The sequence below is a fragment of the uncultured Bacteroides sp. genome (assembly GCF_902472605.1).
Taxonomy (GTDB): domain Bacteria; phylum Bacteroidota; class Bacteroidia; order Bacteroidales; family Bacteroidaceae; genus Phocaeicola.
Window position 1 is genome coordinate 1 of sequence record NZ_CABROP010000002.1, and the last position, 19,363, is coordinate 19,363.

At 45.6% G+C, this 19,363-nt stretch carries 18 protein-coding genes; 4 read left to right on the top strand and 14 right to left on the bottom strand.

Annotated elements, in window-relative coordinates; translation table 11 throughout:
• Positions 1 to 28 precede the first annotated feature (28 nt).
• On the bottom strand, positions 29 to 376 hold the full coding sequence (rpsF, locus tag RDP42_RS00590) for a 30S ribosomal protein S6 (RefSeq protein ID WP_007563184.1): 348 nt from the start codon (positions 374 to 376) through the stop codon (positions 29 to 31).
• A gap of 202 nt (positions 377 to 578) precedes the next feature.
• Between rpsF and RDP42_RS00595 the strand changes: the two genes are divergently transcribed.
• Positions 579 to 1,025: a MarR family winged helix-turn-helix transcriptional regulator gene (locus RDP42_RS00595; RefSeq protein ID WP_204474773.1), complete on the top strand. Its 447-nt coding sequence runs from the start codon at positions 579 to 581 to the stop codon at positions 1,023 to 1,025.
• 186 nt (positions 1,026 to 1,211) lie between these two features.
• Positions 1,212 to 1,388 (top strand): hypothetical protein, encoded by a 177-nt coding sequence (locus RDP42_RS00600; RefSeq protein ID WP_308762106.1) that lies wholly within the window; start codon positions 1,212 to 1,214, stop codon positions 1,386 to 1,388.
• An 84-nt stretch (positions 1,389 to 1,472) separates the two neighbouring features.
• On the opposite strand, the gene RDP42_RS00605 is transcribed toward RDP42_RS00600, so the two are convergent.
• The 3 genes from RDP42_RS00605 to RDP42_RS00615 form a co-directional block, all read right to left on the bottom strand.
• Complete coding sequence (locus RDP42_RS00605; RefSeq protein WP_308762107.1) at positions 1,473 to 2,171, bottom strand: response regulator transcription factor; 699 nt, start codon at positions 2,169 to 2,171, stop codon at positions 1,473 to 1,475.
• 3 nt (positions 2,172 to 2,174) lie between these two features.
• Positions 2,175 to 3,725, bottom strand: coding sequence for a HAMP domain-containing sensor histidine kinase (locus RDP42_RS00610; protein ID WP_308762108.1), 1,551 nt, complete (start codon positions 3,723 to 3,725; stop codon positions 2,175 to 2,177).
• A gap of 266 nt (positions 3,726 to 3,991) precedes the next feature.
• Entirely contained in the window at positions 3,992 to 6,151 is a 2,160-nt protein-coding gene (locus tag RDP42_RS00615; RefSeq protein WP_308762109.1) for an elongation factor G, read from the bottom strand.
• A 217-nt stretch (positions 6,152 to 6,368) separates the two neighbouring features.
• Between RDP42_RS00615 and hemW the strand changes: the two genes are divergently transcribed.
• Together hemW and RDP42_RS00625 are read left to right on the top strand one after the other, a co-directional pair.
• Positions 6,369 to 7,502, top strand: a complete 1,134-nt coding sequence (hemW, locus tag RDP42_RS00620; RefSeq protein ID WP_308762110.1) for a radical SAM family heme chaperone HemW — start codon at positions 6,369 to 6,371, stop codon at positions 7,500 to 7,502.
• 77 nt (positions 7,503 to 7,579) lie between these two features.
• The gene (locus tag RDP42_RS00625) at positions 7,580 to 7,738 is read left to right on the top strand and encodes a hypothetical protein (protein ID WP_303911687.1); all 159 of its coding nucleotides are present in this window, start codon (positions 7,580 to 7,582) and stop codon (positions 7,736 to 7,738) included.
• 122 nt (positions 7,739 to 7,860) lie between these two features.
• On the opposite strand, the gene glmM is transcribed toward RDP42_RS00625, so the two are convergent.
• The 10 genes from glmM to RDP42_RS00675 all read right to left on the bottom strand — a co-directional run bounded on the left by glmM (position 7,861) and on the right by RDP42_RS00675 (position 19,276).
• Positions 7,861 to 9,249: a phosphoglucosamine mutase gene (gene glmM, locus RDP42_RS00630; protein WP_204474760.1), complete on the bottom strand. Its 1,389-nt coding sequence runs from the start codon at positions 9,247 to 9,249 to the stop codon at positions 7,861 to 7,863.
• Between the two features lie 25 nt (positions 9,250 to 9,274).
• Complete coding sequence (locus tag RDP42_RS00635; protein ID WP_308762111.1) at positions 9,275 to 9,943, bottom strand: DUF4827 domain-containing protein; 669 nt, start codon at positions 9,941 to 9,943, stop codon at positions 9,275 to 9,277.
• 105 nt (positions 9,944 to 10,048) lie between these two features.
• Entirely contained in the window at positions 10,049 to 11,086 is a 1,038-nt protein-coding gene (locus RDP42_RS00640) for a DHH family phosphoesterase (protein ID WP_308762112.1), read from the bottom strand.
• Between the two features lie 62 nt (positions 11,087 to 11,148).
• Positions 11,149 to 13,068 carry a ComEC/Rec2 family competence protein gene (locus RDP42_RS00645; RefSeq protein ID WP_308762113.1) on the bottom strand — a complete coding sequence of 640 codons (1,920 nt, stop codon included), beginning with the start codon at positions 13,066 to 13,068 and terminating at the stop codon, positions 11,149 to 11,151.
• A gap of 57 nt (positions 13,069 to 13,125) precedes the next feature.
• Positions 13,126 to 13,782: a ribulose-phosphate 3-epimerase gene (gene rpe, locus RDP42_RS00650; RefSeq protein WP_308762114.1), complete on the bottom strand. Its 657-nt coding sequence runs from the start codon at positions 13,780 to 13,782 to the stop codon at positions 13,126 to 13,128.
• 71 nt (positions 13,783 to 13,853) lie between these two features.
• Positions 13,854 to 15,194, bottom strand: coding sequence for a porin family protein (locus RDP42_RS00655; protein WP_308762115.1), 1,341 nt, complete (start codon positions 15,192 to 15,194; stop codon positions 13,854 to 13,856).
• Between the two features lie 2 nt (positions 15,195 to 15,196).
• A complete protein-coding gene (locus RDP42_RS00660) occupies positions 15,197 to 15,739 on the bottom strand; it encodes a sigma-70 family RNA polymerase sigma factor (RefSeq protein WP_308762116.1) in 543 nt (180 codons plus the stop codon).
• Positions 15,740 to 15,913: 174 nt separating this feature from the next.
• Complete coding sequence (gene fmt / locus RDP42_RS00665; protein ID WP_204474747.1) at positions 15,914 to 16,885, bottom strand: methionyl-tRNA formyltransferase; 972 nt, start codon at positions 16,883 to 16,885, stop codon at positions 15,914 to 15,916.
• A 15-nt stretch (positions 16,886 to 16,900) separates the two neighbouring features.
• A complete protein-coding gene (locus RDP42_RS00670; RefSeq protein ID WP_308762117.1) occupies positions 16,901 to 18,700 on the bottom strand; it encodes a chloride channel protein in 1,800 nt (599 codons plus the stop codon).
• A 12-nt stretch (positions 18,701 to 18,712) separates the two neighbouring features.
• Positions 18,713 to 19,276: an L-threonylcarbamoyladenylate synthase gene (locus RDP42_RS00675; protein WP_148329364.1), complete on the bottom strand. Its 564-nt coding sequence runs from the start codon at positions 19,274 to 19,276 to the stop codon at positions 18,713 to 18,715.
• Positions 19,277 to 19,363: the final 87 nt, after the last annotated feature.

The following is a 19,363-nucleotide window of genomic DNA, read 5'->3' on the forward strand; positions in this document are numbered from 1 at the left end:
CTGATTTCTGATTGTTGCTGTGCCATGATTAGTTTTCCTCCTTTTTAGTTGATTTTACATTTCTTCTCTTAGCAGCGTATTCTGCAGCATACTTATCCATCTTGAAAGTCAAGAAACGGATTACTCGTTCGTCACGACGGTAGTTAACTTCCAGCTTCTCGATTACAGACGGTTCTGCTTTGAATTCAATCAGCTGATAAAAACCTGTAGATTTTTTCTGAATTGGGTAAGCCAACTTCTTCAATCCCCAGTTTTCTTCATTGATGATCTCCGCACCTTCCTGAGTCAGGATAGCTTTGAACTTCTCTACCGCTTCCTTCATCTGAACATCAGACAAAACGGGAGTTAAAATGAAAACGGTTTCGTATTGATTCATACTATTCGTTAATTAAATTATTAATAATGATTTTTATTTGCGCGGCAAAGGTACGACTTTTAAACCAAGAAACCAAAGTTTCTCAACGATTTATGCAATAAAGATTCTTAAAAATAAGGAATATTCTCCCTGAAGCGGTATTTTCCGCTTTTAATCTACCTGAAATATCGTATATTTGCAAAGTTGTTTAAACAATAATTACATGATAGAACAATTCAACTTTGACATCCAACTGATTTTTGCCATCCTAAATGGAAAGGTATCTGCTGCCATCAACCGTAAGTTAATCCGTAACTTCCGGCTGAACGACATGGAAATCACGCCTGAACAATGGACCGTACTACTCTACCTTTGGGAAAAAGACGGGGTAACCCAACAAGAATTATGCAATGCAACCTTCAAAGATAAACCGAGCATGACCCGATTGATTGATAATATGGAAAAACAGCACCTGGTCATACGGGTACCTGATAAGAAAGACCGACGAACCAACAAAATCCACTTGACGGACAACGGAAAGAAACTGGAAGAAAAAGCACGGTTCATCGCCAATAAGACCTTAAAAGAAGCATTGCATGGACTCACGCTCGAAGAACTGAGGGTGAGCCAGGAAGTACTCCGTAAAATATTCACCAATACCAAGGATTAAAAACAGCTTTTCCAACCACTTTAAGCAGGCAAGAAGTCTAAAAATCATTACATTTGTCAAGCTTTTATAAAAGCTACTATATATCTGCTTGAATTTCCGTTTTTTTTCACGAAATAATTTTTTGGATAGAAGAATTATGCTTTAATTTGTAACCATGAATAAATAAACCATAAAAAGAAGACACACATGAAAAGCTTATTACAGAATTTAGGAGTGATATTGGTCATCATTGGTGCTGTAATTCTCATTGCATGCTATGCAGTGGGCGACGTAAACAACAACGCCGTATTAGGAGGTTCCTTGGCACTTGTTGTGATAGGATTGATTGTTTACATCGTCATGAACAAGAGAATTACAGACTGAGATATGTCAGTACACAAACAGCAATAAAAAAGCCTGAATCAAAAAATTCAGGCTTTTTTATTGTATAACTGTTCAATCTACGGATTATTCACCTTCCGGCGTAATCAGTTTATATCCTTTTCCATGGATATTAATAATCTCAATTGAATCATCTTCCTTCAAATGCTTACGCAACTTGGTGATATACACATCCATACTTCTTGCATTGAAATAATTGTCATCAATCCAGATTGTCTTTAAAGCAAAGTCACGCTGCAGAATTTCATTGGCATGTGCACAAAGCAGCCCTAACAGTTCAGACTCTTTCGTAGTCAATTTTGTCTGTTTGTCACCAATAGACAGAATCTGTTTCTGCGTATCAAATGTAAAGCGACCAATCTTATATACCGTACTTTCACGATTACGTTTGCCACGCACACGACGCAAAATCGCTTCAATACGGAAAGTCAACTCTTCCATACTGAAAGGTTTTGTAATATAATCATCCGCTCCAATCTTAAAACCTTCCAGGATATCTTCCTTCAAGGTTTTTGCCGTCAAGAAAATAATAGGAACTTCTGAATTAGCCTGACGAATCTCCTGCGCTAAAGTAAATCCGTCCTTTTTCGGCATCATCACATCTGTTACAACCAAATCATATTTACTTTTCAAGAAAGCTTTAAAACCAGCCTCTCCATCCGGAAAAAGGTCAGCATTGTAACCCTTTGCCTGTAAATATTCTCTCAAAAGCATGCCAAGATTCTCATCATCTTCGCATAACAAAATACGCAATTTGTCGTCCATATCTTATTCTTCTTTAAATAGTGGTATCGTAATTATAAACTTAGTCCCTACATTCAGTTCACTTTCAGCCCGGATAGCCCCCTTGTGATCGGTAATAATCTTTTTCACATAAGCCAGTCCCAGTCCGAACCCTTTCACATCGTGCAAGTTTCCCGTATGCACACGGTAGAACTTATCAAATATCTTCTTTAAATTTTCTTTCTTAATGCCAATGCCATTATCCTCAATGGATATACACAACTTACCGGTTTCATTCCATGTCCGAATTTTCAAAGCGATATCCCGGTCCGGACTCTTGTATTTCACTGCATTATCCAGCAAGTTGAAGATTACATTCGTAAAATGCATCTCATCCACAAAAATCACAGGATCTTCAGCATTTAATTCCGCATCCAGCGTACCGTTATTCTTTTCCACCTTCAACCGGAACGTATTGACCACCCCGTTAATCAGTTCATGGGCATCAATCTCTTTCTTCTTCAACGTCACGCTCTGCCGTTCAAACATGGACATCTGCAGCACTTTTTCTACCTGAAACCGCAGACGCTTGGTTTCATCATTAATGACTCCGGAAATATGCTTGAACATGACAGGCGACTTACCGACCGCAGGATCATTCAGCATCTGTGCTGCCAACGAAATGGTTGAAATCGGCGTCTTGAACTCATGAGTCATGTTGTTGATAAAATCATTCTTTATTTCTGTCAGACGTTTCTGGCGGAAAATGATATAGATGGTGAAAATAAAAGTAATCAGCAACACCACCGTAAAAATGATGGAAGGAATCATGAATTTCACCGAACTGAAAATATAGTTATCCAACGTCGGGAAAAAGATGTTCACAAAACCCATCTTAGCCGGAGGATCTTTCTCAAAAATCAATCGGGAATAAATCTTTTCATCATCATGCACATAATCCGAACAACGATAGACTTCTTTTCCATCCCGGTCTGTCACCGAAAAATGATAAGGAATGTCAATCCCGTTATTAAACAATTCTGTTTTCAAGAAATGATCCAGCTGCTTGAAGTTTATTCTTTCCTTCAGTGGTTTGTCACTCGCCGTGTAAAGAATATTATACACCACTTCATCCAGCAGCGCACGCTGATACACATAACGCTCCTTCAAGACTTCCTGCAAAGCACGTGAAGTCTGCGGAATCGTTCTCCCAGTAGAAATCATCACCTTCGGCACATTAGCCGGACGGTTCATGATGGTTTTCAGCTCAAATGTAGAATAAGTAGAACCGTCGGGAGCCGTAATGGTGTATTGATGATGCTCCACTACATTTTCTCCCGCATCGTTTCCCTCCTGATACCGCTTTGACAGGAGGGCTGCCCGTTCTTGCGCCGCCACATCTTTTTCAAGATACTTCTTTGTCTCTACCAGTTCCAGGTTATGCACGGCTTTACCCAGGCTGCGATTCACATTTTCCTCAAACTGACTGCGACGCATCTTGACCATCTCTTCAATATAGCTCACCTGCAAATAAAGCAAGCTTAAAAAAGACAGTCCCATTACCACTCCTAATATCCAAATAGTAGATTTTTTCATATGGGCAAATTTAACAACCTCCTGAATACGGCACCAGCCACTTAACAAGCTTTAAGCAGGGGTTTGTCGTATATTAACCGAAATTCGGATTTTACTTTATAAAACATTCATCATCCTCACTTTTTCACACACGCACATTGCAAAAATAATAAAACATTAGATTAATAACAAATAAACAAGCCAGTTTGTTTAAGCTAAGTTAAACAAAAAAATGCCGTGTTTTTAAGAAACACGGCATTTTTATCTACAAAAATCACAACTAGCAATTATGCTTCGTCTTTTTCCTGTTCTTCAAATTCTTTCATCAACTTAGTCTGTACATCCGTCGGAACCAGTTCGTAGCTGGCGAACTTCATGATAAAGGAAGCCCGGCCACCCGTCAATGAACTCAATGCCGTCGAATAGTTCGACATTTCCTTCAAAGGAACTTTGGCACTCAGTTTTTCATAACCTTTTTCGCTGGTCATGCCCATAATCATACCACGGCGTCCTTGCATATCACTCATCACGTCACCAAGCTTGTCACTGGGTACAAATACTTCCACATCATAAATCGGTTCCAGAATCTTCGGACCGGCATTTTTGAAGGCTTCACTGAAGGCGTGACGACCTGCCAACATGAAGGAAATTTCATTGGAGTCTACCGGATGCATCTTTCCATCATATACGATAACCCGTACGTCACGTGCATAAGAACCAGTCAGCGGACCTTGCTCCATACGGCTCATGATACCTTTCAGAATAGCCGGCATGAAACGGGTATCAATGGCACCACCAACCACACTGTTGACAAATACCAGTTTACCACCCCATTCAAGGTCGATGACTTCCGTACTCTTCACATTCATCTTGTATTCCTGTCCGTTGAACTTATACGTTTCCGGAGCCGGCATGCCTTCATAATAAGGTTCTACAATCAGATGTACTTCACCAAACTGTCCGGCACCACCCGACTGTTTCTTATGACGATAGTCAGCCCGTGCAGCCTTAGTGATGGTTTCGCGATAAGGAATCTTCGGTTCATAGAACTGTACTTGCAATTTTTCATTGTTTTCCAGACGCCATTTCAACGTACGCAAGTGGAATTCTCCCTGCCCGTGTACCAGAATCTGACGCAATTCCTTCGACTGTTCCACTACCCAAGTCGGGTCTTCTTCCCGCATACGGTTCAATACCGCCATCATTTTTTCCGTATCGGCCTCATTGACCGGCTTGATGGCTCTGGTATATTTCGGATTCGGATACTTGATGAAGTTGAATCGGTTTTCGCAATCCTTACTGTTCAGGGTATTTCCAGTCTTCACATCTTTCAGTTTCACCGTACACCCGATATCTCCTGCACGCAGTTCATCCACCTTCTCACGGGTCGCACCTGCGCAGACATACAGCTGGGCCATACGTTCCTTCGAGCCACGGTCGGCATTGTTCAAGTCATCCCCTTCGTGTACCACACCACTCATGACTTTGAAATACTGCACGTCACCGATATGGGGTTCTACGGCAGTCTTGAAGAAATAAAGAGAGGTCGGACCATTCGGATCAGGAGGTACAGGTACACCACGAGTATTGTGTACCACAGGCATTTCGTTCACGAACGGAACCACATTACCCAGGAATTCCATCAAACGACGGACACCCATGTCTTTTCCGGCACACACGCAGAATACCGGGAACATTCCTCTGGCAGCCAGTCCCTTACGAATTCCTTCACGCATTTCATCTTCGGTCAGTGATTCTGCCTCAAAGAATTTCTCCATCAGACTTTCATCGTGTTCGGCAGCAGCTTCCACCAAAGTCTTATGCCATTCCTGTGCTTTTTCCATTTCCTCTGCCGGAATATCTTCAATGGTAGGAGCTCCACCATCCGGTCCCCAGGAATATTTTTTCATTAAAAGTACATCAATCAACGAATTGAAGCCAGGTCCTGTACTCAGCGGATACTGAACCGGGACAACCTTAGAGCCATAATTTTCTTTCAACTGTTCGAGTACATGGTCAAAATCACATTTTTCACTATCCAGCTGGTTCACCAGGAAAATCACCGGCTTACCTAATTTCTCGGTATAGCGGAAGTGGTTCTGAGTACCTACTTCCGGACCATATTGCCCGTTCAGCAACAGGATGGCAGTATCAGTCACATTCAATGCCGTAATGGCAGCACCCACGAAGTCATCACTTCCCGGACAGTCTATAATATTCAGTTTCTTTCCATTCCATTCTACATGAAACACAGTAGAGAATACTGAATACCCGTATTCCTGCTCTACCGGGAAATAATCACTCACCGTATTCTTGGCAGTAATTCTTCCACGACGTTTTATAATACCACTCTCATAGAGCAAGGCTTCTGTGAGAGTGGTTTTACCTGAGCCATCATTACCGAGAAGGGCAATGTTCTTAATTTCGTTTGTCTGATATACTTTCATGGTATTTCAAGATTTAGTTTAGTAACAAAAGGATATGCGTTTCATATCTCTTATTTTTTAACGAAGTGCAAATTAGAGATTATAATTCAGAAAAGCAATAAAAAGTTTCGTGTTACTAAACTATGTTTTCAGACATACTTCGCCGAAAGTTTTTCTTCCTTCCCACAAATTATCCGTATCTTTACACCCACAAAACGTACGCTTACAACACACAATCATGGCTGGAATCTATCTTCACATCCCCTTCTGCAAACGACGCTGTATCTACTGCGACTTCTTTTCTACGACCGAAAATGAAAAGAAAGAGGCCTATATCCAGGCGCTTTCCAAAGAACTGGAACTCCGAAAAGAATACCTCGGGGGAGAAACCATAGATACCATTTACTTGGGAGGCGGTACCCCGTCCCAATTAGAAAAAAAGGATTTTATCCGATTGTTCGACTATATATATAAGGTATATCCGGTAAATCCCCAAGCCGAAATCACGCTGGAGGCTAACCCGGACGATTTGACACCAGAATATGTGACCATGCTCCGCACCCTTCCGTTCAACCGTCTGAGCATGGGCATGCAGACTTTCAAAGAAGAAACACTCCGCCTGCTTCACAGACGGCACACCGCCGTACAGGCTCAACAGGCTTACCAGCGCTGCCGGGAAGCCGGATTTCAGAACATCAGCATCGACCTGATGTACGGTCTGCCGGGAGAAACATTGGAAGACTGGCAGAAAGACCTGCAAACGGCCATAGACATGTACCCGGAACACATTTCTGCCTATCACCTGATTTATGAAGAAGGTACCCCCTTATGGAAACTGAAAGAAGCGCACAAAGTGGAAGAAACGGACGAAGATTTAAGTGTTACCTTGTTCAAGGAACTGATTCATACCTTGAAAGCCCATGGGTATGAGCATTATGAGATTTCCAACTTCTGCCGGCCTGGATATTATTCGCGTCACAATTCCAGCTACTGGACCGGGAAAAAATACTTAGGATGCGGTCCGTCAGCCCACTCTTACGACGGGATTTCCCGGCAATGGAATGTAGCTTCCCTTTCCCAATATATACAAGGAATACAACAAGGAACTCCCTTCCAGGAAAAAGAAGAGCTCGACCTCTATACCCGCTACAACGACTTTGTCATCACCCGCCTGCGTACAGCTTACGGAATCCCGACCGATACATTGAAAAACACATTTGGAGAAACGCTATACAACTACTGCATGCAGATGGCTGCTCCACATCTACAGCAAGGCCTGCTCACCTGCGACCAACACATCCTGAAATTGACCGAAAGTGGCATATTTATCTCCGATGGAATTATGAGCGACCTACTTTGGGTAGATGATTAAATTATTTTAACAGTCTTCGCATAGGGATTTTTCTATATGCTTGCGTTTTCATAGTGAAACCCCTAAAAACAAATGTCATGGAAACTCAAAAAGTAATTCTGCCTTTCTTTTATGCGTTGTTCCTTCCGGACTTTCCTCAGGAAAACAAGTCCGATTCCCGCCTGACGGAAAACGATGAAAAATCACACTCCCAACCAACCCATTCTACACCTCAAATCACGTTGGAAAAGAAATAAATCACACAAGACAACTTCTTATTCATTCAAACTTACCAAAAAAATCCCGGAAGAAGACGGAAGTACCACTTCCACCTCATTCCGGGATTCCTCTTATTGCTTAATAAACGTATAAAGTCCCCTTATTTGGCCAGACTGTACACGATGTCCATAATCTGTTTGCCCAGTTCTTCGGCAGCTTCCATGGTAGAAGCTTCTGAGTATACACGGATAATCGGTTCTGTATTGCTCTTGCGGAGGTGTACCCACTTGTCAGGGAAATCAATCTTCACGCCATCGATGTCATTGATTTCTTCGTTCTTGTACAATTCTTTCACCTTCGCTAAAATAGCATCCACATCGGTTTCCGGAGTCAAATCAATACGATTCTTGGCAATGAAATAGTTCGGATAAGTGGCACGCAGTTCGCTCACCTTCTTTCCTTCATGTGCCAGATGACTCAGGAACAAAGCGATACCTACCAAGGCATCCCGTCCGTAATGAGATTCCGGATAAATCACGCCGCCGTTTCCTTCTCCACCAATCACGGCATGAGTGGCTTTCATCTTGGCTACCACATTGACTTCACCCACTGCAGAAGCATTGTATTCCATGCCATACTTGCGGGTTACGTCACGCAGCGCACGGGTTGAACTCAAGTTGGATACCGTATTGCCCGGTGTATGTTTCAACACATAATCGGCTACAGTAACCAAGGTATATTCTTCTCCGTACATGGCTCCATTCTCACAGATAATAGCCAGACGGTCTACATCCGGGTCTACTACGAAGGCTACGTCACACGTTCCTTTCTTCATCAATCCCATGATGTCGCCCAAGTTCTTTTCCAACGGTTCCGGATTGTGCTGGAAATCACCTGTCGGTTCGCAGTACAACTTTTCTACGTGCTGTACGCCCAGCTGTGCCAGTAACTGAGGAAGAATGATACCTCCCACTGAGTTTACACAGTCGATAGCCACGCGGAAGTTAGCCTTACGAATAGCCTCCACGTCCACCAACTTCAAAGCCAGCACACTGTCGATGTGTTTCTGGTTGTATGTATTGTCTTCACGGTATTTACCGAGATGGTCTACATCGGCAAATTCAAATTCTTCGGCAGCCGCAATACGCAGCACTTCGTTTCCTTCTGCCGCATTCAGGAACTCTCCATGTTCATTCAACAGCTTCAGGGCATTCCATTGTCTTGGATTATGGCTGGCAGTCAGAATGATACCACCGCAGGCACCTTCCATGGTCACCGCCAGTTCTGTGGTCGGAGTAGAAGCCAATCCAATGTTGACCACATCGAATCCCATCCCCATCAATGTACCACAAACTACATTTTTCACCATCTCTCCGGAAATACGTGCATCACGACCTACTACAATTTTATTGCTCTTGATGGTCGTAGTTTTCCGAATCAATGTGGCATAGGCGGAAGTGAATTTCACAATGTCCAACGGATTCAATCCTTCACCGGCATGGCCGCCTATTGTACCACGAATGCCGGAAATAGATTTAATTAATGTCATAAATAAAAGGTTTTAATTATTTAGGTTATCTTGTCATGTTATAGGTTAGTTCATAAAAACAAGGATACACCGATTGAGTAGCCGAAGATGTTCCTTCGCTATGGGGCACAATCAGTCTCACACGGGCAATCTTGTCAGAATTATTTGTCCGGCTCGGCTTCAGGTAACGCAACGGAATCAGCCAGCCTGAAGGAACTGCTACCGTGCCATACGTACCATACATGCTGTAAGAATCACCGCGGGTAAAAGAAGCGGAATAAGATTCACCGCTGATGGTCAGCTTAAAGTCTTCGCCATTAATGGTATAAGAAGGATTGGCCACGTGCATATTGGCCAGCAGCGTATCACCTGCTGTCATGCCCAAATCAGATCTTGTCTGAAGCGCCACTTCTACAAAACGAGCCACCATGTCGTACGTACCGTTTCCCAGCACTTCTTTTCCCGGCCCCCGGTTGTCCACATGCATATAGACTCCGCTTTCATCCAGCAACACATATTCATTTTCTTTTGTGGTAGAATCCTGAGCCGCAAATTCAGCTTCCGAAATGACCTTGATGTCATTTTCCAAAATATACTTGTTAATGGCATCGGCCTCTTCTTCCTTCATCTCAGCGTAAGTCTTTCCGTTGTTACAACTCTGCAAAGCAAGCATTATCAGGCCCGTTACAGCCAAAAGCAAATAGTTCTTTTTCATATCATCTGTATCAATTTACGAAGGCAAATGTAGTAAAATGTCTTCAAAACATCCTTTCTCTTTTACCCAAATATGTATAATATTGTCAAGTATAAGTTATTTACACTAATTTTTCAACAGCAAGCTTTCATATTTTACCAGTGCCTGCTTAAACAAATCAATGGCTTCATCCATGCTGCCATAGAACTCTCCTCCCGAGGCGTTCAAATGTCCGCCACCGTTAAAAAATTCCGCAGCCACTTTGTTACAGGGGAATGCCCCTACCGAACGCAGTGATACTTTTATCATGTTTTTATCAGTATCTTCCCGTAAGAATACGGAGAAGCAGATACCTTTCATCTGAAGCGGCATATTCACAAAACCTTCCGTATCTCCCTTCACATACTGGAATTTACTTTGTTCCGCTTTCGATAAGCAAATCAGTGCCGAACGGAATTGCGGATACACCTGCATCTTCTCATACAGCACATAACCCATCAGACGCAGACGACCTTCGGAGTAAGTATTGAACACTTTCCGGTAGATTTCGTCTTTATCGATTCCTTTTGAAAGCAACTCACCGATAATGAAGTAAATCTCCCGGTTATTGGAATTGTAGGTAAAACCTCCTGTATCCGTCATCATTCCAGTATAGATACATTCAGCTCCCTCCAAGGTTATGTCATCAAAACATCCCAAACGACAAATCAGGCGGAAAATCAGTTCGGAAGTCGAAGAGATTTCCGGATGAGAAATAGTGATCCGGCAGAAAGGTTCCGGATTCAAGTGATGGTCAATCATCACCTTCCGGGCCGGTGCTTCCCGTACTGCATCCGCCATCTGGTCAATTCGCGACAAAGCATTAAAATCCAAGCAACAGATAACATCGGCTTCCGCAATCAATTTATTGGCAAACTCCGTATATTTGTCATAACGGATAATATCTTTAGCTCCTGGCATCCAACGTAAAAAATCAGGAAAGGCATTCGGTACAATCACGTTGACTGTTTTCTCATGTACAGACAGGAAATGATACAGGCCCAATGAAGAGCCCAATGCATCACCGTCGGGAGATACATGCGTAACAATCACGATTTTATCAGCCCGGTCAAAATAGGTTTCCACCTTGTCGATGTTCGCCTGAAGAATCACTTTTGACAACATATTCTTTTTCTTAAGCTTATACTGTTTTTGAAGCAGCAAAAGTACAAATTTATTTTCAGAAACTACAGTACTATGGAATAAGAACCTCGCGCAGAAAGGTCAGTATAAGATATTTTAAGTAATTGGCATTCTTTTATCCACATTTCCCGGTAACCTTCACTCAGGGAAGCATCCAGAACAACCCGACGGATAGCAAACAATTTACGGAGATGCGATGGCCGACCTTTGAATCCTTTGCAGACATACACATAATCCAACGGCAGACGCCGCGAAGCTTCACACGCACTCCAACGCCCGTCTTTCAAGACTCCGATATGCAAGGAGCCGATGTGCATCAGCCCGGAATCGGAACGATGGACGGCCACTGTATATCCTCGACGGGTATATACCTCCGCACGGGAAAAATACAAATGGGTAGAATCCGGATGTACACTGTCCAGCCAGCCCCACACGGCAAACAGATTGCAAATCACCCCCAATGAAATCCAGTGCCAGGCTCTGCGCTCACGGCCGGCCGTCCACAACCCATACAGGCAAACCAAGATTCCAACCAACAAAAAAGCTTGTTCCGCAGACAAATACACCGACGTAATCTGAGAACCCGACAGGCTCTGCACCCCTCTCATCGCTGTATTGAGCAGCTGTGTAGCCAGGTCCAGCAATGTTACTGCGCCGCTTCCCACCCAAGGCACCCAAGAAAGAGCCAAAGCCCCCAATGCCAGTATCAGGATACACATGGCCAACGGAGAAACAATCAGATTGGCCAGCAGAAAATACGTCGGGAAAGTACCAAAATAGCAAAGGACAAAAGGCAAGGTACCTAACTGCGCCGACACCGACAAGCAGAGCAGATTCCACCCATAACGGAACAGCCGGTTCTGTATCTGTAATAAGTGTGCACACAGCGGATAAAATGCCAGGATGGAAAAGACGGCTGCAAACGACAACTGGAAACTGAGGTCGAACAAAAAGAACGGGTTGTAGCACAACATCAAGAAGGCGGCCAGCACCAGCGAATGAAAGCCCGAGAAACGCTCTTCCGTACATAAAGAAGCCAAGGCATACAAACTGAACATCACCACAGCCCGCATCACCGAGGAACTCAACCCTGAAATGAAAGCGAATCCCCACAACAAAGCGACCACCAGCAACATCCGTACCTGCCGTCCGTACCTCCAGTACGTCAGCGGATACAACACAAGCAAAAGGAATCCCGAAAGAATGCCCACGTGCAGTCCGGACAAAGCCAGCACATGACTGGCCCCTGCTACACTATATACCTGCTTCAAATCCGCACTCAACTCACTCTTGTCTCCAATGGTCAGGGCTGAAATCACAGCTTGCACGTCTTCCTCCAAGTGCCAGCTCCGGTAAATTTCCACGACCTTCTGCTGGCAGACTTGGGCCTGCTGCATCCACGTCAGCGTATGAGGACGGCCCGTACACCTCCAGTTACCGGCATACGCCAATCCCGTTCCACTGATGCCTTTCCGCATCAGATATTCCCCATAATCAAATCCCGTCAGTTCTTTTTCCGAGAGAGGACGAGCAATCTTCGCATAAAAACAAAGCGTATCGCCACAGGCCAACGGTTCCATCAAAGAATCCGGCAACCACGACAACAGGATACGGCGGCCCACCCGCTGCCATTGTTTTCCACCGAGGTGCCTCCCTTCCACATACACTTCCGCCCGCAAGGTTTTTCCCTTCACTTCGGGTACCGTCTCCACGATTCCTTGGTAAACCTGCGCTTCCTCCTCCCATGCATACCCTACACTGTCCCGCTGGTGCATCACCAAAAGGCCTCCCAATATGAAAAAAGCCAGTCCGACTATTCCTCCGAAAAGCCAACGCCATCGCCAGGAAAATCCAGGGAGCAGCACTGCACACAACAAAAGGCACCCTACTCCCAAGCCTGTCCAGAAAGGCCATACGATGCCCTCCGGCAAGCACCTGTCGAATACAAAAATTCCGGTTGCCATACAGAAGGTCAACCGGAACAAAGGGTATACGATCCAAGAAGATGAAGTTTTCAATCTTTATTCTGCATTTTTCAACTGATGAATGGCCTCACACATATCCGGTGCACGAAAGACTGAACTTCCGGCCACCAGCACGTCGGCACCCGCCTTTTTCAACAAAGGTGCATTCTGCACATTGACTCCTCCGTCCACTTCAATCAGAGCCGATGCCTGACAACGGGCAATCATTTCACGCAGCTGTGCGATTTTCTTGAAGGTATTCGGTATGAATTTCTGCCCGCCGAATCCGGGGTTTACGCTCATCAGCAACACCATGTCTACATCCATGATGATGTCTTCCAGCATAGCAACCGGAGTAGCCGGATTCAGGGTCACCCCTGCCTTCATTCCTGCTTCCTTGATTTGCTGTATCACCCGATGCAAATGCGGACATGCCTCATAATGCACATTCATCATCATGGCTCCCAAAGCTTTCACCTCCGGAATGAACTTTTCTGGCTGCACAATCATCAGATGCACATCCAAAGGCTTCTGGCTAAGCTCTGCCACATATTTCAAGACCGGAAAGCCAAATGAAATATTAGGCACAAACACACCGTCCATAATATCCAAATGCAGCCAGTCGGCCTCACTTTGGTTGATTTTTTCCAGGTCACTCTTCAAATCCGCAAAATTTGCAGACAGCAAAGAAGGAGCTACTTTCATATCTTTCATTGATTTATTTTACTAATCCCACTTATCTTTACAAAGGTAGTCATATCTTTTAATAAATCAAGAAGAAAACCTTATTTAGTCAGATTCACACGCAGTCCCAGCTGCAGGTTGAAATTAAACGGATGCTCTTTCCTGATGGTCTCCACCCCACTATGGTCATCAAAATAATAGGCCACTCCCGGTTCCAGATAAAGCCCTAACCGGGAAGTAAAATTCACCTGAGCACCCACCGCGGCAGCCACCGACCATTGCAGCGGTTTATCATCCAACGAAACATTTTCAGTCACGTGGTTTCCTCCATTGGTCACTGTCACCCTTTCCAATTTTCCTGATACACATTTTTCCACAGCTCCTCCTGCCGACGCATAGATTGAAAGCCAGTTATTTTTCCAAATGGAACGATGCAGTCTTACCGGAATCCCAATATAATGCAATTTCTGAGTTTCTTCTACATACGACTTAGCACCTGAATGAATGTCAGAAGATAGCAGCGTATAATTCAGTCCGGTCTCCAATGCCCAGTCCTCATGAAAATACCAAGCCACCGAGAAACCGACCGTCACCGGCATGTGATGTTTCACACTGGTCTGAGGAGACTGAATCGCATTTTCCAGCAGCACCTGACTGTAAGCCAGTCCACTGTTTTCTGACGGAGAAATAGGCGAAGCAGAAATGGTGCGATAAGCAGAGCGTGACACAAAGCTACCCATTCCGTCAAAAGTATTCAATGCGCTGTAGGGCGTATTTCCCGCCCCCACTCCGATAGAGAAGCCTGAAGACTGGGTTGCTTTTTTCTTTGCAGCCACGGCATTCTGTTTCATGCGTTTTTGGTCGGCCACCCGTTGTTGCTGCAATTGTTGATTACGGCTTTGCGTGGTCTGTACCGTCGCCCTACTCTGTTCAGGTTCCTCTTCTATCGCCTCAGCCGGCTGTTCATTTTCCACCGCAGGCACTGCCTCAACCGACAAAAGGTCGACCGGTTCCGGTATCTGTTCCACTTCTTCTCCCACACTTCTTCGCAGGGAGGCAGACGGCACAGCATGAATGGAGACCGGTTGTACGGAAGGTTGCGCCCCACCGCTTTCCAGCCCAAACGCATCCGCCATCTGTTCCTCGACCCTCACCGGTTCAGTTTCCGGCAAAGGTGTCTTTTCCACTTCTACCGCCAGCTCCTGCCGCTGGAAATCAGCCTTCGGCGAAGACCAGAACCAATAGGTCAAAGAGGATACGAGCAGCACCAACACTGCAGCGGCAGCTGCTACTTGCCAACGTCTCCATATAGGAATCACCTTGGGAGTCTGCCGCACCTCCAGTTCCTCGGCCAGCGTATCCCACAGGCCTTCGGGGAGAGGTTCGGTATATCCCTCCATCCGGTTACGTAAATGCTCAGTCCACTCTTTCTCGTTCTTCATGCCTATAAACTCTTTCTATATTCATTTATTTTTTTCGCCAGCAAAGTCTTTGCACGATAATACTGCGAAGAAGATGTATGTTCGGTAATACCCAGCATCTGTGCAATCTCCTTGTGGCTTTTCTCTTCAAACACGTATAAGTTGAATACCGTACGATACCCGTCGGGAAGTTCCGCAATCATTTTCATCAATACCGACCGAGGGATGTCATTCATACCTTCCTCCGCCTCTTCCGTATCAGGAAGCTGTTCCATCAGTACTTCCTGCTGGGCCAGCTGGTTCTGTTTCCGCAAAGCACCCAATGCTTCGTTCACCATCACACGTGACAGCCACGCCTTCAATGACCCGTTACCCTGATAAGTGAACTGACCGATGGATTGAAAAATCCGAATAAATCCATCATGCAGCACATCCTCCGCTGCGTCCCGGTTACCCATATAACGGAGACAAATGGCCATCAGGGAGCCTCCATACCGCTCATACAACTCCTTGCGAGCCTGATTGTCGGCCTGCTTGCATTTCGATGCCAATTCTTCTTCCGTCATATCCAGCTTATCGTGCTTTGGTTAATAAATGATGAACACACAAAAATACTGCACCTTTTCTAAATAAATTCCTCATGAAATCGTTTTTTAACGAAAAGAAAAGATACAACGTATAAAACAAAAAAGGTGGCAGGATGTGTCTAACTGCCACCTTCTATTTTCTTGCGATTTTTTCTATTCAACAAAAGAATCTTCCACATGGCGATACCCACGCAGGAAATCGGCCACGTCCATCCGTTTCTTTCCGGCCAGCTGCAACGACAACACCCGCAGGAAACCGTCAGTCGAAGCAATGTGGAAATAGGTTTTCTTGTCTGTCACCACCGTGCCCGGTTTCAAGGTATGCGGCGTGAAAAGTTTTTCGGTCTCAAATATCTTCAACGACACCGGAGCGGCCTCGCCCTGATGCAGTTCTGTCCATGCGGCAGGATACGGAGAAAGTCCGCGCACAAAGTCGTACACTTTCTTCACTCCGGCAGTCCAATCAATACGGCAGGTCTCCTTGAAGATCTTCGGAGCCGGGCGCAATTCTTCTGCCTTAGCCAGCTGCTCTTGCGGTGTAGTCTTGACCTTGCCCTCCAGAATGGCATCCACGGTTTTCACTACCAGGTCACCACCCAGTTTCATCAGCTTGTCGTATACCACCTCCACATTGTCGGTATCGGCAATCGGGATACGTACCTGATCGATAATTTCACCGGTATCGATTTCATGTTTCAGGAAAAAGGTCGTAATTCCGGTTTCAGTCTCTCCGTTGATGACCGCCCAGTTAATCGGAGCAGCTCCACGATACTGCGGTAACAAAGAGGCATGCAGGTTGAACGTTCCTAAACGTGGCATGTTCCATACCACTTCCGGCAGCATACGGAAAGCCACCACAATCTGCAAGTCGGCCTTCAAGGCTCTCAGTTCTTCCAGAAACTCTTCGTTTTTCAGTTTTTCCGGCTGGAGCACCTTCAACCCCTGCGATACGGCATACTGCTTCACCGGACTCGCCTGAAGCACGCTGCCATGCCGTCCCATCGGTTTGTCGGGCATCGTTATGACTCCCACCACCTGATAGCCTCCCTCCACCAGCCGCTTCAAACTTTCCACGGCAAATTCGGGAGTACCCATATATACGATTCGTAAGTCTTTCTTTTCCATATTTCTTGTTGTTGTTTATTCTGCTGAAAAGTCCACCATCACCTGACGGTAGGTCGACAGGATGCGTGACTTGGACACAAAGCCAATGTATTTACCCTCTTCATCCACTACCGGAAGATTCCAGGAGCCAGTCTTGTCAAACTTGTCCATCACTTCTTCCATGGAGTCCGTAGTAATGATACGTGCCTTGGGAGCCACCATGAAATTCTCCACATGGTATTTATGATACAGTTCCTGACGGAAGATGATGTTACGAATGTCGTTCAGAATCACCACCCCGAGCAGTTCGTTGTGCACATCCACCACCGGAAACAGGTTACGAGCGGATTTTGAAATGGCTTTCACCATCTCGGCCAAGTCCATATCCGGACGCACCACTTGGAAATCGGTTTCAATCACGCTTTCCATGCTCATCATAGTCAGGGCCGCCTTGTCCTTGTGATGGGTAATCAGCTCGCCGCTCTTGGCCAGACGCATGGAGTAAATACTGTGCGGCTCAAATACAATGATGGTCAAATAAGAGCAGACGGACACAATCATCAATGGCAAGAACAAATCGTAACCTCCGGTCAGTTCGGCAATCAGGAAGATGCCGGTGAGCGGTGCATGCATGACACCCGACATCAGTCCGGCCATTCCCATCAGGGCGAAGTTCTTTTCCGGAATATACGTACCGCCCAAACCGGATTCATTGCAGACATAGGAAAAGACAAAGCCGGCGATACATCCTAAAAACAAACTCGGTGCGAAAATACCACCACAACCGCCACCTCCGTTGGTGGCACTGGAAGCAAATACCTTGAACAGGATGATCAAAATCAGGTAAAGCACCAGCAAATGCGAGTTGCCGTAGAACAGAGAGTTGTTCATCACCGTATCCCAGTCGGCCGAAGAAGTTCCGTTGAGCAACAATGAAATGGTATCGTATCCTTCACCGTAAAGCGGCGGGAACAGGAAAATCAAGATACTCAGCATCGCCCCACCGATGACAAACTTCACGTACGGATTGCTGTAACGGCGGAAAATGTTCTCAATCCAGTTCATGGAGCGGGTGAAATACCAGGCTACCAGTCCGCAGAAAATACCCAGTGCAATGGCGTAAGGAATACGCTCCAAAGAGAATGGATAGTCCAGGTGAAACTGGAACATGGCCTCCGTACCCGTCAGCAGGTACGACACGGAAGCAGCTGTCACACTCGTAATCAGCAACGGCAGCAGCGAAGCCATGGTCAGATCAATCATCAGCACCTCCAACGTAAACACGACGCCCGCAATCGGCGCCTTGAAAATGCCCGAAACGGCTCCAGCGGCTCCACACCCTACCAGCAGCATCAGCGTCTTGTGGTCCATACGGAAAATGCTACCCAAATTCGAACCGATGGCAGAACCCGTCAGCACAATCGGCGCCTCGGCTCCTACAGATCCACCACAACCGATGGTGATAGCCGATGCAAAAATAGACGACCACACATTGTGCCGCTTGATACGGCTCTGCTTGCGCGAAATGGCATACAAGATTTTAGTCACACCGTGGCTGATGTCATCGCGCACCACTTTACGGATGAACAGTCCGGTCAGGAAGATACCTACTACCGGATAGACCAAATACAGCCAGTTTACCCCCGTGGAATCGAAATTCTCCGTCAAGAACTCCTTGATGTATTCCACCAGAAATTTCAGCAAAAAAGCGGCCAAAGCCGTAAAGATTCCTACCAGGAAACTTAAAATCAAGACGAACTGCTTATCTTTTATGTGTTTCTCCCTCCAATGAAGAAATCCCTGCAGCAGTCCGTTTTTCTCATCTACCACTTTCATGAAAGGAAGTATTTATTCTCTAATAATCTTTACTACGCCCCCTTTGCCCAGCTTGATGATGCTGGACGGTTTCGGATGTCCGGTTTCCTCCCGGCGATAATCCACCACATAATCCACCGCCTGCTTGATTTCCTCGCTGATTTCACTGAACACCGCGGGAGCCGGCTGTCCGCTGATATTGGCCGAAGTAGAAACGATGGCCTTGCGGAAACGGAAACACAGCTGTTTGGAAAACTCTTCCGAAGTGACGCGGATGCCCACACTTCCATCGGCCGCAATCAAATTGGGAGCCAGGTTGCGTGCCCCATCGTAAATGATGGTCAGCGGCTTGGTCGTCATTTCAATCAAGTCCCAAGCCACTGAAGGCACATCCTGTACATAAAAATCCACTTTTACCGGACTGTCCACCAACACCAGCATGGCTTTGCTGTCGGCACGCTGCTTGATTTCAAACACACGCTTCACCGCCTCCTCGTTCGTGGCATCGCATCCTATCCCCCACACGGTATCCGTCGGGTAGAGAATCACCCCTCCCTTCTGCATCACCTCGCAGGCTTTCTTAATTTCATCTTTCATCATAATATCTTTCGTTTTTGTGGTCAAAAAGTCACTAAATGCGATTTTACAAACAGCAAAAATACAAATGATTTTTAGGATATCCCA